At 37.8% G+C, this 15,990-nt stretch carries 16 protein-coding genes and 2 riboswitches; of the genes, 13 read left to right on the forward strand and 3 right to left on the reverse strand.

Annotation, left to right across the window (positions count from 1 at the left end; genetic code table 11):
* Nucleotides 1-64 precede the first annotated feature (64 nt).
* From NCWK1_RS24320 to rnc, 3 genes are all read left to right on the forward strand, one after another.
* Nucleotides 65-652, forward strand: coding sequence for a Uma2 family endonuclease (locus tag NCWK1_RS24320; protein ID WP_103126482.1), 588 nt, complete (start codon nt 65-67; stop codon nt 650-652).
* Between the two features lie 460 nt (nt 653-1,112).
* On the forward strand, nt 1,113-1,643 hold the full coding sequence (locus NCWK1_RS24325) for an NYN domain-containing protein (RefSeq protein ID WP_187308235.1): 531 nt from the start codon (nt 1,113-1,115) through the stop codon (nt 1,641-1,643).
* Nucleotides 1,644-1,764: 121 nt separating this feature from the next.
* On the forward strand, nt 1,765-2,448 hold the full coding sequence (gene rnc, locus NCWK1_RS24330; RefSeq protein ID WP_103126484.1) for a ribonuclease III: 684 nt from the start codon (nt 1,765-1,767) through the stop codon (nt 2,446-2,448).
* Between the two features lie 15 nt (nt 2,449-2,463).
* Here the strand turns inward: rnc and NCWK1_RS24335 are convergent, their stop codons facing one another.
* Together NCWK1_RS24335 and NCWK1_RS24340 are read right to left on the reverse strand one after the other, a co-directional pair.
* The gene (locus tag NCWK1_RS24335) at nt 2,464-2,916 is read right to left on the reverse strand and encodes a hypothetical protein (RefSeq protein ID WP_103126485.1); all 453 of its coding nucleotides are present in this window, start codon (nt 2,914-2,916) and stop codon (nt 2,464-2,466) included.
* Nucleotides 2,917-3,003: 87 nt separating this feature from the next.
* Nucleotides 3,004-4,194: a sensor histidine kinase gene (locus NCWK1_RS24340; protein WP_103126486.1), complete on the reverse strand. Its 1,191-nt coding sequence runs from the start codon at nt 4,192-4,194 to the stop codon at nt 3,004-3,006.
* 326 nt (nt 4,195-4,520) lie between these two features.
* Nucleotides 4,521-4,724, forward strand: a riboswitch (cyclic di-AMP (ydaO/yuaA leader).
* A 96-nt stretch (nt 4,725-4,820) separates the two neighbouring features.
* Here NCWK1_RS24340 and ntrB point away from each other — a divergent pair.
* The 10 genes from ntrB (at nt 4,821) to NCWK1_RS24390 (ending at nt 15,605) form a co-directional block, all read left to right on the forward strand.
* Nucleotides 4,821-5,672, forward strand: coding sequence for a nitrate ABC transporter permease (gene ntrB, locus NCWK1_RS24345; protein WP_103126487.1), 852 nt, complete (start codon nt 4,821-4,823; stop codon nt 5,670-5,672).
* Nucleotides 5,673-5,882: 210 nt separating this feature from the next.
* The gene (locus NCWK1_RS24350; RefSeq protein ID WP_103126488.1) at nt 5,883-7,325 is read left to right on the forward strand and encodes an ABC transporter substrate-binding protein; all 1,443 of its coding nucleotides are present in this window, start codon (nt 5,883-5,885) and stop codon (nt 7,323-7,325) included.
* 57 nt (nt 7,326-7,382) lie between these two features.
* Complete coding sequence (locus tag NCWK1_RS24355; RefSeq protein ID WP_103126489.1) at nt 7,383-8,219, forward strand: ABC transporter ATP-binding protein; 837 nt, start codon at nt 7,383-7,385, stop codon at nt 8,217-8,219.
* 17 nt (nt 8,220-8,236) lie between these two features.
* Nucleotides 8,237-8,373, forward strand: a riboswitch (cyclic di-AMP (ydaO/yuaA leader).
* A 205-nt stretch (nt 8,374-8,578) separates the two neighbouring features.
* Entirely contained in the window at nt 8,579-9,223 is a 645-nt protein-coding gene (locus NCWK1_RS24360) for a universal stress protein (RefSeq protein ID WP_103126490.1), read from the forward strand.
* A 226-nt stretch (nt 9,224-9,449) separates the two neighbouring features.
* Nucleotides 9,450-10,787, forward strand: coding sequence for an SLC13 family permease (locus NCWK1_RS24365; protein WP_103126491.1), 1,338 nt, complete (start codon nt 9,450-9,452; stop codon nt 10,785-10,787).
* 155 nt (nt 10,788-10,942) lie between these two features.
* Nucleotides 10,943-11,551 carry a hypothetical protein gene (locus NCWK1_RS24370; RefSeq protein ID WP_096577219.1) on the forward strand — a complete coding sequence of 203 codons (609 nt, stop codon included), beginning with the start codon at nt 10,943-10,945 and terminating at the stop codon, nt 11,549-11,551.
* A gap of 201 nt (nt 11,552-11,752) precedes the next feature.
* Nucleotides 11,753-13,540 carry an OmpA family protein gene (locus tag NCWK1_RS24375; RefSeq protein ID WP_103126492.1) on the forward strand — a complete coding sequence of 596 codons (1,788 nt, stop codon included), beginning with the start codon at nt 11,753-11,755 and terminating at the stop codon, nt 13,538-13,540.
* A 2-nt stretch (nt 13,541-13,542) separates the two neighbouring features.
* Nucleotides 13,543-14,040 (forward strand): Rab family GTPase, encoded by a 498-nt coding sequence (locus tag NCWK1_RS24380; protein WP_103126493.1) that lies wholly within the window; start codon nt 13,543-13,545, stop codon nt 14,038-14,040.
* A complete protein-coding gene (locus NCWK1_RS24385) occupies nt 14,041-14,454 on the forward strand; it encodes a hypothetical protein (RefSeq protein WP_096577225.1) in 414 nt (137 codons plus the stop codon).
* A gap of 26 nt (nt 14,455-14,480) precedes the next feature.
* On the forward strand, nt 14,481-15,605 hold the full coding sequence (locus NCWK1_RS24390; protein ID WP_096577227.1) for a sensor histidine kinase: 1,125 nt from the start codon (nt 14,481-14,483) through the stop codon (nt 15,603-15,605).
* Nucleotides 15,606-15,660: 55 nt separating this feature from the next.
* On the opposite strand, the gene NCWK1_RS24395 is transcribed toward NCWK1_RS24390, so the two are convergent.
* Entirely contained in the window at nt 15,661-15,873 is a 213-nt protein-coding gene (locus tag NCWK1_RS24395) for a high light inducible protein (RefSeq protein ID WP_096577229.1), read from the reverse strand.
* Nucleotides 15,874-15,990: the final 117 nt, after the last annotated feature.

Here is a 15,990-nt window from a genome sequence, read left to right on the forward strand (position 1 = left end):
AATCTTAGGTAATCTTTCTAAAAATCTTTTAAAATAATGGTTATCGTATTTGCATATAAAATTTATGAATATTGCTCAAGCTAAACGCTTCACGCTAGAGGAATACCACCGATTCACGGAATTGGGCTTTTTTCATGAAGATGATCATATTGAATTAATCAATGGGGAAATTATTCAAATGGTAGCAAAGGGTACTGCTCATTCCACCTGCCTACGCAACTTACTACGAGAATTACCCAAATTAGTAGGAGACAGAGCTACCCTACAATGTCAAGATCCAATTTCTATCCCACCTAATAGTGAACCCGAACCAGACTTTGCCATTTTGCATAACCGAGATGATAATTATCTGTTGGCTCATCCTAGCCCTGCTGATGTTTTGTTAGTAATGGAAGTTGCAGACTCTTCATTAAGTTATGACCAAGATGTAAAAATTCCTCTTTACGCTCAAGCTGGGATTTTTGATTATTGGATATTTAATTTGTTCGATAATTATTTAGAATGTTACAGCGAACCTTATCAAGATAATCACGGTAAATATGGTTATTTAAACAAGCGCATTGTTTTACCTAATCAAGTAGTAGCGTTGCCTTGTTTCTCTGATTTGTCTCTCAATTTAAATAAAGTATTTCCGCTAAGACCAAATTCTTAAAGTATATTGAGCGCCTGTTCAGGTTTGTGATTTTTTACAAAAGACTATCTTGACATCCAGTATTGATTGTGCAAATCTATACTTAAGACAGCAAAATAAATGTACTCTAAAGCTCTAGTTGTTGATATTGTCTCAGGAGAGATAACTTACGGTTGTTTGTAAAGCTTTGAGTCATCTTTTTGCTTGAGTAATTAGCCAAATATCTCGTCCAACACACAGATTAGCCTGTGAATAATAAGACAAAATATTTGCCTGAATATTCAGGGAGAAAGATGAAGCAAAACTTAGTAAGCAGCCACTGACTTGTACCTCTTGAGATAGAACCAAAGAAAGCGATAGTAAGAGCCATTGTGTGAGCGAAAACTTTTTGAGTTTCAATCACTTACCCCAGGTGATGCTACTTCTAGAGGTGTGGTTTTTTGATGCTGTCCAGTACACCACAAATACTGGAGAAAGTAGAATGCTTGCTCATTCACAATCCAAAAAACAAAACAGCTATAGAAAAAGCTCTGTTGCTGTTCTTTGTGATATTCAAAATGTTCTAAGAATTAAGGACACAGCCAACTTCTTACTAGATTTTGCAAAATTGCAGGGAAGAGTAGATTATAAAAAATTCTACTACAACTCACATTATCCTAGTCAAGTTTCTATCAAAGACATACTAGAGACACTAGATTTTGAAAGTGTTGATGTTACAGATCCTTCTTTGAATAGCGCAGATCATCGTTTGGTGGCTGACTGTGTTAAGCTTTTTGCTCCACAACACTCACCTATCCCCAAAATAATTATTCTTGTATCAGGAGATTGGGATTATGCTGGTTTAATTACAATTCTCCAAGCTATGGATAAAAAGGTGATAGTTTTTGCTCAAAAAGGTAGTGCTAGTGCAAAACTAATGAACCTCGTTGGTAAGAATAATTTCTACTTTTTGGATGAACTACCTGAGTTAATAAAAAATATAACTCAAATTTATGTTCCTGCTATTAAGTAGGACAAAAAATGATTTATGAGATAGATATTACTTGCGCTATATCTATCTTGTAAGGGTTAGGTTTACTCCCTCAATCTAACTTCAGTTACAAACAATTATTATTCCCAACTAGACAAGTCTAATGCACAAAATTCTAACATTTCGGAATGAAAAACTTTTACGTCGGGCGCTGACTCACCGTTCTTATGTTCATGAAAATCCCGGTGAAGGAGAACATAATGAACGCTTGGAATTTCTTGGCGATGCTATCCTCAACTTTTTAAGTGGTGAATATCTTTATCATCACCACTCAGAAAAGGGAGAAGATGAATTAACACGCCGACGTTCTGCTTTAGTAGATGAAAAGCAACTAGCCAAATTTGCTGAAGAAGTTGGTATAGATTTGAGAATGCGGTTAGGAAGAGGAGCAATTTTAGATGGTGGTTTTCAAAATCCTAATTTGCAGAGTAGCACTTTTGAGGCTGTTGTTGGTGCTTATTATTTAGATAATAATTGTGATATTGAAGCAGTACGGGCTATTGTTGAACCATTGTTTGATTCTGTCCCTGAACAAATTGTTATATCTCGCTCGAATGTCGATTCAAAGAATCGGTTTCAAGAGTGGGTACAACGTAATGTGACTACAAATCCTCCTGAATACATTACAAAGCAGGTTGGGGGTTTATCGCACGCACCAGTGTTTACAGCTAAAGTATTCGTGAATGCAAAAGAGTACGGTGAAGGAAAGGGACGTAACAAAAAAGATGCAGAAAAAGCTGCTGCTGAAAATGCACTGGCTAAGTTGAAACAAGAAGGTATGTTGTAGAGATTAATATAACTTCTAAGTGTGTGGTGAGGTTAGCCTCGGTTGTGGTTTATTGCTTTTAGGTTGTAGTTTCATCCATTGAAAAGACACAAGGTTTAATAACAAACCGATGAGTAATAAAATCACCATCAAGGTTATCTGATACCACATAATTGGCTGCACAAATAAATCTGCCACAAGATGAAGCAAGTTCATCACGCTATAAAACACAGTCAATGCAAAATGCAAGACGCGGTAGCGTTTAGATTCAGTAAAAGAAGTAGCAATTATCGCCAATATTGGTAGTGTGAAAAATCCCAACATTAACCATAGAATTACAGAAATATCGCGGATTTGTGAGGCATGTTGCGATTCTGCTACTGATAAACCGTGAAATAATGGCATTAATCCTAATTGTGTATGAAACAATGTCCCTAGGAGAAATGTTGTCCAAAGTGCAATTATTCGTTCTCTGTAATTAACCATCATCAAGCCTCACAAGTTCCTGTTATGATTGCCCAGTTTTTAATTTAGGCAAACAATCTGAGGAACTTGTGAAGGATGTAATTAGTTCTATCAGGTATTTATTTCTAAGGGGAAAGTTACAGTAAATGTAGAACCAACGCCTAGCTGAGATGCTAAATTGATTTCGCCTTGGAGTAATTTGACTAACCGAGAAACGATCGCCAGTCCTAATCCTGTACTATCAGGTAGGTAAGTGCGATCGCTTTTGTTTACACGATAATAAGGTTCAAATATCCGCGCTTGGTTTTCTGGCGCAATCCCAATTCCTGTGTCAGCAACCATAAATGACCAGTTGTTTTCGTCTAAAATTTGACATACTATTCTCACAAAGCCTGACTCTGTATAGCGAATCCCATTACTGACAAGATTGGTAATAATTTGTTGCAATTGAAACTCATCAGTTAGAACTTTTTGGGGACAGCGATCGCAATCTACAATAATTTGTAAATCTTTCTCTTCTGCTAAAGGTTCTAACATTTCACACACGTTAATTACCAATTCTTGTACATTGGTGGGTGCGACTTGCAATTGTACCTTACCCGCATCATATCTTGATAACTCTAATACATCATTAATTAAGCGGAGTAAGTGTCTCCCATTACGTAATACACGCTCAATATGTTCTAAATTAGTATAAGTATCTTTAATATCAGAATTGCGTTTTTGTTGTCGTAAAAATAAATCTGAGTAGCCAATAATGGATGTTAAAGGATGTTTTAGTTCGTGGGCGAGTTGCGAAAAAGTATCTTGATTGGCATTAATTAACCGTGTAAGTTCTTCATTATGCAGAGTTAATGATAAATACAGATGCCTTAATTCTCGCAAACGCTCATCAACATAACTTTTAAAACATCGAGCGATCGCTTCATCTATTACCGCATCAATTAAACGCATATAACGCACAATTTCCGCAGGTGTTCCTTGTAATAAATCTGCCTCTAAAGTATCAAATATTACTATTCGTAACAGACGATATTCTCTCGCAATTTCTGTCGGATCAAACCCCTGTTCCGCCCGGAGTAATCCGTGCTGCCAACTGGCTGTAAGTATAGACTTGATGTCACTAACCTGAGATTCTGCAAGTACACTAATCATTGCTTGAAAAATATCAGGAATATGATTCTTAATCGCTGTGTAAGACAAGTCATCAGCACTTTCAATCTGCCTATCTTGACGGACTGCTGCTATCCATTTCTCGATGATACTGTGAGTATTTTCAGCCAGTATGACACTAAAATCCATTACGTTAAATTTTGTATAGATTTAGTTAAGTAATTTTGATCTACAACTAGTTTATCGAGAACAGTGTTTTTTTGGTCAAAATTAACGGAATAATTCAACTACATCAGGGAAGAGATTACGTAATTATAGAGATAGATTTTACCTATTTGTCTTGAGTTTTTGATAAATCGGATAATCAGTCCTAATGAGTCAAAGGTATAGATGCGTCACACATCATTACTCACCCAAAGGTTCATCAAATTAGGCTAAATCAACGAATAGAATCTATCCCCAGAAGTTGTTTTTACTGGACAGCAATGTTATATTTCGCTATATTGTTGACAATTCGAGTAAGTCAGCCTAATTCAGCGCGTCAAATTACGCAACGCTGAAGCGGAGGAACCAAATTTTGGGGCGTATCTTAAGTAGAAGTGAAAAGTAAAAAGTTAGTGATAATCTAACTCAGCACTCATTACTCAGCACTCTAGAAAGAAGGGCATCTCTCAGCCCTAGCCCGTCAGCTAACTTCGTAGGCATTGAGAGGAGACTGAAGAGATAGCATTTTTATAATGTGTTGATCTCATCAGTGTCCAAGGCTGGTACTGCTCAAATTTTTGTACCTGTACTGAAACCTGCTGAGGTTAAAAATGATATTGCAATTAAATGTAGCAGCGATTTTAGCGATCGCGGGAAAAGCTGTATGGCAGAAAACAAAGCCTGTAATCATTAAGGATGTCGTCTTTCTACCCATCCTAGGTTTTTTAGGAATTATCTTATTGTGGTGGGCGGTTGCCTTGGCTAACCATGAATTGATGCCCACACCACCAGAGGCTTTAATTGCCAATTTAGACTATATTTTAAATCCCTTTTATCAACGTGGGCCAGGTAACTTAGGCATTGGCTGGTTATTAATTGCCAGTCTGCGCCGCGTGTTGATTGGTTTTTTGTTAGGTGCAGTCGTGGCCATTCCTTTGGGATTTCTGATTGGAATGTCTAGGCCTGCAATGTTAGCCCTTAATCCTATTATTCAGATATTTAAACCTGTTTCACCCTTGGCTTGGCTGCCAATTGCCTTAGCTATCTTTAACTTGGCAGATCCCTCAGCCATTTTTGTAATTTTCATTACCTCCCTATGGCCGACAATTATCAACACAGCCCTGGGAGTTGCCAGCGTCCCTAAAGATTATTTAGATGTAGCACGGGTGTTAGAAATGCCGCGCTGGCGGAGAATTACCAAAATTATTTGGCCTGCCAGTTTACCTTATATCTTCACAGGCTTGCGAATTAGTTTAGGCATTGCTTGGTTAGTTATCGTCGCTGTAGAAATGCTGACAGGCGGTATCGGTATCGGCTTCTTTGTTTGGGATGAATGGAGTCGGTTGAATCTGAGTTCAGTGTTCCTTGCAGTATTTGTTATTGGTTTAACTGGACTAATTCTCGATTTCGCTGTTGGTAAACTCCAAGAATTTGTAACTCATCGCCCAACAACAGTTAAATAACAGAATACAGCAGCAATCACTACATAAAGTAAGGATGTTCAAAACCCCTCTCCAAACCTCTCCCCCACGGTGGGAGAGGCTTTGAAAACCTGATTCTTTCTATAAACTACAAATATTTTTTGCCCCTCTCCGCATCGGAGAGGGGTTGGGGAGAGGTTTATCCAACTGACGTTAATTTACCTCTGCGTGAGCCAATATAAAACAACAACAATGACTGACAATAATTGGACTAGAAGAGAATTTCTCTTAGGAATTGGCACAACAACAGCCGGAATTGCCCTATCTTCCTGTGGAATTTCAGGAGATAGATCTGCATCAGGACTGACAGAAGAAGCTTTAGCCGTCAAACCCGTAGTCAGGCCTCAAGACCTAGAAAAACCGGATATTACTGTTGGTTACGTTCCTGTTAATGATTGTGCGCCATTTGCGATCGCCTGGAAAAAAGGTTTCTTTCGCAAGTATGGTTTAAACGTCAAACTCAACCGCGAAGCAAGTTGGGCAACTTCTCGCGATGGTCTAATTTTTGGTCGTTTAGATGCTGCGCCCGTTGTATCTGGGGCTGTCACTAACGCCAGAATTGGGGCGGAAGGCGCACGCCACGCACCCTTGTGTGCAGCTATGACCATTCACCGCCACGGTAACGCCATGACCATGAATAAAGCTATGTGGGATTTTGGCTTGCGTCCTTGGTACGAATATCAACAACAATATGGTGATGGTGCATTAGAGGCCTTTGGCAAAGATTTTCGCGCCTATTTTGACAAGCAATCAGCCGAAAATAAAGTTTGGGCAGTAGTCCTGAGTTCCGCGATTTACGAATACTTCGTGCGGTATATATCTGCGGCGGCTGGTGTTGACCCTCTCAAAGAGTTTCGCGTCATTATCGTCCCACCTCCCCAGATGGTGACAAACGTGCGAATTGGGGCAATGCAAGCTTATATGGTAGCCGAACCTTGGAACACCAGAGCAATTGCAGGTAACGAAGGTGTTGGTTTTACCTTCGCCCAAGGTAAGGAAGTCTGGCTAGGACATCCCGATAGATTATTAGGCGTGATGGAATTCTTCATCGATAAATATCCTAAAACCTATCGTTCTCTGGTAAAGGCGATGATTGAAGCTTGTCAATATTGTAGTAAACCAGAAAATCGCCAAGAAGTCGCCGAACTACTTACCAACCGTTCCTTTACTGGTGCTAGACCAAAAAACAAGAATGCCCCAATTACCAAATTTACAGCCCCAGGCATTTTAGGAAGTTACAACTATGGCGGGTTTGATGGCAAAGACCGTACCATTCAAGCTGCTGATACTACCATCTTTTACGATATTCCCGATAACTTGCCCAAACAGCCAAACGAACACTCAACATTTATGTGGCAGTCGAGAAGTATTTGGTTAATGACTCAAGCCGCCCGGTGGGGACAAATCAAGGAATTTCCTAAAGATGCCGAGGAATTAGCCGAAAAAGGATGGAGAACAGATTTATATCGAGAAATAGCCTCAGAAATGGGTATTGAATGCCCTAAAGACGATTACAAAGTTGAAGCAGCAGAAGTATTTATTGACAAAAAACGCTTCGACCCTAGTGACCCGGTAGGCTATCTCAACAGTTTTGAAATTCGGGCTAAATCTCCGGTGCGTTTTTTTATGTCTTAGGTATTAATTCTCAATATTGACTAACAAATAGTTCAAATTTTAGCGGAGCCTTTGATGATGAAATATACACCCACTTCAATCGATACTGAACAGCAAGTTATGTCTCATAATAACTTCTTAGAAATTGAAAATTTAGTCAAGTCTTATCCGACACCAGATAAAAGTAATTTTGTGGTTCTGGATGGTGTCAATCTCAGCATTGGTGAAGATGAATTTATTTCCGTAATTGGTCATTCTGGTTGTGGTAAATCAACTTTATTAAAAATTGTTGCTGGCTTAGAAACAGCAACTTCTGGGTCAGTGCGACTAGATGGAAAGGAAATCCGCAAGCCAGGCGCAGAAAGGATGATGGTCTTTCAAAATTATTCTTTATTACCTTGGTTAACCGTCAGAGAAAACATCCGTTTAGCCGTAGATGAAGTGTTAAAAAATGCAAATCGTGCCGAAAAAATTAGCATTGTTAACGAACACTTGGCAATGGTAAACTTAACCCCGGCAGCAGATAAGTATCCTGATGAAATCTCTGGAGGGATGAAACAACGAGTAGGCATTGCAAGAGCTTTAGCAATTCGTCCAAAAATGTTGCTGATGGATGAACCTTTTGGAGCCTTAGATGCCTTAACTAGAGGTAAATTACAACGACAAGTATTAGATATTTGGGAAAACAATCGCCAAGCCGTAATGATGATTACTCACGATGTTGATGAAGCTATTTATATGAGCGATCGCATCGTCTTAATGACTAATGGCCCAGCCGCTAATATCGGGGAAATCTTAGAAGTACCTTTCGATCATCCACGCGATAGAGCCGCTATGCGTAATTCCCAAGAATATTTTGAATTGCGTAATTATGCCTTGAATTTCCTTGATAGATATTTCACCCAAAATGAGTAAATTAGTTTATTATTTCTTTTAGCGGGTCGCCTAATTCAAATCCATCAACAATCATGATTTGAAACGGAGGAACCAAATATATGGGGCTAATCTTTCAGAAAGACACCTTCCAGTCTTAGCCCGTCAGCTAACTCCGTCGGTAATGGAAGGAACTCCCAAAAATTTGGCTGTAATAGCAGTTGTTATTGGGGTTTCTTTAAAGAAAGGATCAAAAATGAATCTTGAAGGATCAAGTCTCAAGGATGAAATTTCTACTATAAATTTCATACTTCACACTTCATACTTCATACTTCATTCACCCTGCTTCTCATTCATCATTTATTTTCTTTAGGAGAAGTGAAACTGTGAACATTAAGCCAATGTTAGTACGCCTCCAAAGCGCCATAGGTAGAAATGATTTAGTTGAGCAAATGGTATTAATACCAGAGCCAAAAAGACGTTCTTTTACAAATTATCAAACAGAACCATCAGTCAACTTAATTGTTGCTTACAACGCTTCACCGAATAGTCATACCGCACTAGATATCGCTTTTTGGATTGCTCATCAAACGCGTTTAGCTACAAATCAGCAAGTTACAGTCCAAGCAGTTTATGTAGTAGAAGAAAACCAAAATGATAAGTATTTGGATAAAGTAAATTGGGCAAATTATTTAACACCATGCGAATGTGGAGTAAGTGATGTATACCAATCGACAACATCCGTATTAACTCAACCAAAACTTAAAGGCATCACCCAACATCTACAAGCACAAATTGTAGCTCCTCTAGAAGAAGCAGACAGAATTCTTTGGCAAGCCCGAAGTTTAGCTGAAGAATGGCAAGGTTCTTTTAAATCGCATTTGCGGTTTGGTGATGTTGCTACAGAACTGACAAAAGTTGTGGAATTAGAAGCAGCTAATGTTCTATTTCTAGGGTGTAGATCCATTAATCATGCAATTATTCAGACCCTAGGTTTTAATTTTCCTTGTGCTATTTTAGGCATACCCAATGGCATTGATGAATAACTGCTGTCGCAAATAGCAGTTATTTTTTAGAGGATATCTGAGAAGTATTAAATATTTAACCTGATCCCCCTATCCCTCCTAAAAGAAGAGGGATAGCCAAATCTTAATTACAAAACCAAAAATTTTCTAGATATCCTTTTAGTTAAATAAGGCTTATAAAAAGTCACCTATACTTTAGGTGGCTTTTTATGTAGTATGCAATTAAGCACAAATCAAGAGGGACAACGTGGAAAACTTGCAAGCTCTCCTGAGCATTTTCACATTTTTGGGTGTAATTATCCTAGTTATGACGGAATGGATACATCTGACTATTGCGGCTTTATTGGGAGCATTGTTACTAGTTTTCACCAACGTTATGACATTAAAAGAAGCCGTGGGTTACATCGGCAATAGTCATGGAACATTAGGCTTATTCTTTGGTGTTATGGTGCTTGTGCGGGCATTTGAACCGACAAAAATATTTGATTATTTAGCCACTCAAATTGTCATTTTAGCTAAAGGCAACGGCAAACGACTGTTACTAAGTATTGTGGGGATTGTCACCCCTATTTGTGCAGTGTTACCCAATGCCACAACAGTTATGTTATTAGCGCCGCTTATTCCCCCAATGGCGCAAGAAATAGGTATTAATTTTGTACCATTATTAATATTAATGGTCTTTATAGCTAATAGTGCTGGTCTCTTAACTTTAGTGGGTGATCCTGCTACTTTTATTGTGGGAGATGCCATTAATATTAGTTTTACAAGTTACCTCTGGCAATTAAGTTTAGGCGGAGTCCTTGCAGTTATTACAGTCGTCGCCACACTACCATTTTTATTTCGGAAAATTTGGCATACCAAACTTGATAACCTTGAAGAATTGCCTCATACCCAAATTAATCATCCACGGGTTGTCGCTGTGGGGGCAGTTATCATTGCGTTCGTATTAGTATTTTTTGTGATTGGTGAATCTTTACCAGTTCCAATTTCCCCTGCGGCCGTGGCTTTATTAGGTGCGGCTTTGGCTTTGTTACTATCTCATCATACTCGCATTGATACCGTTAATAACATTTTGCGGGATGTAGATTGGAGTACATTAATATTTTTTATGAGTATTTTTGTATTGATTGGAGGGTTAGAAAAAACAGGGGTAATTAATAGCTTATCAGGGTTTTTGGCAATTTTTTTAGGGAAAAATATTGTTCTCGGTTCCCTCTTTTTATTATTTTTTGTCGGGATATTATCTAGTGTCGTGCCGAATATTCCCTTAGTGGTGGCGATGGTTCCTTTAATTAAACAATATCTTGTGACTGTAGGATTAGCACCAGCAGAAGTTTTAGCACAAGACTTTCAAGGGCAATTTCCGGCTGAAGTTTTACCTTTGTTTTACGCCATGATGTTTGGGGCAACCTTGGGAGGTAACGGTACACTTGTCGGAGCTTCTTCTAATATAGTTGCCGCGGGGATTTCTGAACAGCATGGTCGTCGCATTTCATTTAAAACTTTTCTGCACTACGGTATTCCTGTAATGTTTTTGCAACTGGTAACTTCTGGATTATATGTGTTAGTGCGGTTTCTTATTTAAAATAAAAGTAAATTTATTATATTTATTCCTTAAGGAAGGTTATTTTTGTTGAATGTATTGAAAAATACTTAAGTATATGGTTTTGCATAAGCACTAAATGTAGCATCATAAGTATAAGAACAAAACCAAATTCAGCTTCAAGAAGGATCAAACTTATGAACCCGCCTGAAGAATATATCAATCAAAATACTGTAGAACCAGGGCAAGGGGGGTCAAATTCAGTCAACAATAAGCTGCAATTTAGTACTAATGGGATTGGTGAAACTAACAGCTTAGATAAAGTCAGAGATATTCTTTTTGGTAGCCAGATACGCGACGTTGACAAAAGATTTGCCCGTTTGGAAGACCGTTTAGTTTCTGAACTGGTGAATATGCGAGATGAGACGCGTAAACGTTTAGATGCGTTAGAAAGTTATGTGAGACAAGAGGTTGATTCTTTAACAGAACAGGTTAAAAAAGAGCAGCTAGAACGCGATGGGATGATGCGATCGCACTCTGAAGAACAAAAAAATATTAACCTATCTTTAGAAAATAAAATTGCTCAAGTTGACGAACAAACCTCTAACCGTCAACGAGAATTGCGTGAACAGATATTGACCCAATCGAAAAATTTACAAGATGACCTTCAGCAAAAGTATGAAGAAATTATAACGGTGCTGACACGAGAAACCCAAGAACTCCAAAAAGAGAAAACAGACCGTTCTAAGCTGGCAGCGTTATTCACAGAATTAGCAATTCGGTTGAATACAGACAATAAATTCTGAATTCCACATATTTTTCAGTGTATAGAGCATCAAGCTCATATTCTCGCATTATTCCTGAATAATAGTGCTTTATTCGGTTCCCTATCAAAGATTATTAATTTAGTACAACAACTACGCTAGAGACATTGTAAGTTAATTGTCTTGTTAGTTGATTTAATAGAATGCAACTGCATGTTAATTGTAAATTAAGGGATTTGGGTAATGAATAACTATCCCCCGAATCGAGTACCTCTAGAAGCTACAAGCCGTAATGGGGAATCTTCTAACTTAGATTCGCTCAATCAAGATGAACTGAATGTACTTCGTAGTGTCCTTCTTGGTGTTGAACCAAGTCAACTGAATAAACTCTACGAACGATTAAATAATCCCCAAATTCTACCAGAAGATATCAGTCATTTGCTTCCCGAAGCTGTAGTTTTGCGTTCCAAGCAAGATAAACAACTAGTAGAAGCAATGGTTTCAACTGTGGAAGAAGCAATTCAAGCTTCTGTCACCCAAGACGAAAATGTACTTTCAGAAGCATTTTTTCCCATAATCGGCCCAGCGGCGCGAAAAGCGATCGCTACATCTTTAGATGAGATGATGCAATCGCTCAATCAAGCTCTAGAACATAGTTTGTCCCTACAAAGTGTAAAGTGGAGGTTAGAAGCACAACGTACAGGAAAATCATTTGCGGAAATTGTCCTGCTGCGAACTTTAATTTACCGCGTTGAACAAATATTTCTGATTCACAAACAAACAGGATTATTGCTTCACCATGTAATGTTCCAGCAATTAGCTGTTCAAGATCCTGATTTAGTAGCGGCGATGTTGACAGCAATTCAAGATTTTGTCAAAGATTCTTTTGGTGTCCAGCAAGAAGATACATTACGTAGTTTGCGATTTGGCGAACTGACAATTTGGATTGAAGCAGGGCCACAAGCAATCGTCGCTGGGATTGTTCGTGGTAAACCACCGCAAGAATTACGCGCAGTTTTTCAAGCAGCTATTGAAAAAATTCATCTCAAACTAGGTACAGAACTGCATAGCTTTGGGGGAGAAACAGAACCATTTCAAGCTAGTGAACCTTATTTAGAAAGTTGTTTAGCCATTCAGTATAAAACTGCTTCAAAGCAAAATTATACTTATGCCTGGGCTTTTTTAGGTTTAATGGCGATCGCAGCTGGAACTTGGGGGTTTTTTACTCTCAGAGAAAATATCCGTTGGCAAACTTATCTCCATAAACTCAACTCTCAGCCAGGAATTGTAGTGGTGAATACGCGCTATTACAACGGGAAGCATTTTATTTCAGGAATGCGTGATCCGTTGGCTGTAGATCCCAACACATTAATACAACCTACAAATCTCAATCCTGACAAAGTAATTAGTAAGTGGCAATCTTACCTATCTTTGGAACCACAACTAATAGCTAAAAGAACAGCCAAACTACTACAACCACCAAAAACTGTAGTGCTAGAAGTTGATCATAATGGCATTCTTTCTGCCACTGGCTATGCAACACACAACTGGATTTTGGAATCTCAGAAACTATGGCGTTTTGTACCAGGAGTGACACAATTTCAAACTAAAAATCTTATATCCACTGAACTGAGAGAATTAGAGTCAGCTAAAAAGAAAATTGACGCAACAGTACTTTTATTTGAAGAAGGAAAAGATAATTTTATTCCCGGAGAAACTAACAAGCTACCAGATTTACGCAACGTTATACAAAAGCTTTTCAATACAGCCAACTCTATAGACAAAGATGTGCAGATTCAAATTAGAGGACACACTGATACTACGGGAACAGAACGACAAAATTTGTTTCTCAGTCAAGCCCGTGCGAATAAAATCTTAGCTTATTTCAATTCTCCAGGAATTAACATCAATAAATTTAAACTTGTGGCTGTAGGTTCTAAACTACCTTACCAGAGCGAAGTTAATTTAGATGCTAAACGGCTAAATCGCCGAGTATCTTTTCAAGTCTTAATAATTGACAAAACTAAATAAATATGATTCAGAAAAAAGTTTGTATGGTAGGTGCATTTGCTACAGGTAAAACAAGTTTAGTCTCCAGGTTTATCTACAGTATTTTTTCGGAAAAATATTATACTACCGTAGGTGTCAAAATTGACAAAAAGACTCTGGATTTTCAGGGGAATAATGTCAATTTAATCCTTTGGGATCTTTATGGTGAAGACGAGTTTCAAAAAGTTAGGATGTCATATCTCAGAGGTTCATCTGGTTATATATTAGTTGTAGATGGCACTCGGCGCAATACTCTGGATAAAGCTTTTGAGCTACAAACTAAAGTAGAAGAAAGTATTGGTAAAGTCCCTTTTATTTTGGTATTTAACAAGTGGGATATGACCAATGAATGGGAAATCGAAGCTCATGAACTAGATGTCATTATCCAACAAGGTTGGACTGTGATTAATACTAGTGCTAAAACTGGGCAGGGTGTAGAAGAAGTTTTTCAAACTCTTACTAATAAAATCTTAAATGGATAAATGGTAGATATTCCCCATGCTGTGATTTTATATCTGCTCAACTTTATTATAGAAGAGCGATCGCTTGCCTATTTATTAGTCAAAAAAGATGGTTGTCTAGTAGCCTGGGGTGGAAAACTATCTGAGTATGGCATTATGAATCTTAGTCCAGGAATATCTATATGCCAGCAAGTTTTTTTCCTAGAAGGTTTACTACCTTTAGATGATACTCCTATCTTTTTACCCTTGGTTAAAATGGATGTTGGTATCTGTGCAGACATCCATATTTTTCCCTCAGAGGAAGGTGATTGGATATTATTATTAAATAGTATTTTAGATGAAAAACATCTCTCTGCTATGCAACAAGAAGCAAATCGTTCCAACTTATTACAAGAAAAATCTGATAAATTACTCAATCAACCACCTAAAGAATAAATAATTAAATTCTATATATTTATGTTATGAATAAAACTATATTGTCTGACTTATTTTTAGCTTTAAATATTTTAGTTTTAGAAAAAATTGATATTGGATTATTTAGAGTTACCGCTCAACCACCTAATTGGTTGAGGCGTTTTTGTAGCCAGGAATTAAAATTTGGTATGAATATGTTAATTCCCCAAGAGGAATTTGCTTTTTTAGAAAATTTTTTGTTTGATGCCGAAGATTTTTGGTATAGCAATAGCATTGGCAAGCTAAGTTCTGGTATCTGGAGTCAAAAAAATTTAAACGGTTATGAAGAACAACTAGAAGCTTATGCTTTGTGTGTCAATGAAAGTAAAATTTTGTTAATTGAATTAGCCCAAGATAAATTTAAATACAAGCAACACTTAATCCAAGCAGGGAGAGAACAACAATTAAATTATCAGCAATTATTAAAAGAGAATCAAAAAAAAGAAGTATTAATTAATTGCATTATCCATGATATAGCAGGGCAACTAAATGCAATTAACTGCTGTTTAGCATTGCTAGAATTTGAAAATTTAACAGATAGAGGCAAAGAACATTTAGAAATTGCCCGCAAGCAATCTATTAAGCAAGAAATGTTAATTAGAAATATTTTAGATGCTTTTTCGGCTGAGGTGCGATCGCTAGAAAGTTTTATTGTAGATACTCATACTTCTCCAGATATTTTAGTGGCTATACAAGAAGTCATAGAGCTATTCCAAGCTACTTTTGCTCTGACTAATCAGCGGTTAAATCTTGCTGCTGAAGTTGATATCACAGCAGATTGGAAAGTTGTTGGTGAACAATCGCGTTTAGATCGGGTCATTACAAATCTAATGGAAAATGCTTATCGCCACAGTCCAGAAAATTCTACTGTCACTATAGGTTTACAAGCAGAAGCAGAATATATTCTGTTCACTATCGATGATGAAGGTGAAGGTGTACCACCAGAAATGGTAGATAATTTATTTCAAAAATTTTCCCAAGGTCAAAATCGTTCAGGTAGAGGCGGTATTGGTCTTTATTTTTGCCGTATGACGATTGAGCATTGGGGCGGAAGTATAGGTTATTCAGCACGTCAAGAAGGCGGTTCCAGATTTTGGTTCCGCCTTCCCAAGGCTGGGGGTATAGGGATATAGGGGTGTAAGGGTGTAGGTCAGTAAAACTCTTACCCTCATTTACTGTTCCCTAAACTTAATAACCAATCAGATGTAATACATCACGCAGAACACTATAACCGGCTAAATCCCACAGCAAATAAGCGACAAAACCAATCGCCGCTAAACGACCATTCCATAATTCCGCTTGGGGAGTCCAGCCAAACAGAAATTCATTGCGATCGCGGCCGTTATAAGCATTAGCAATCACTGGTAAATCAGCAGATGAACGAGTTTCACGAGTTTCCATGATTTTTCTCCAAAAATAAACTAGTTTTTCTGACTTTTTTCTTTAGTAACCAATGAGGTGAAATACGTCCCGCAGGACGCTATAACCGGCTAAATCCCACAATAAATAAGCCACAAA

Source organism: Nostoc cycadae WK-1, from assembly GCF_002897135.1.
Taxonomy (GTDB): Bacteria; Cyanobacteriota; Cyanobacteriia; order Cyanobacteriales; family Nostocaceae; genus Nostoc_B.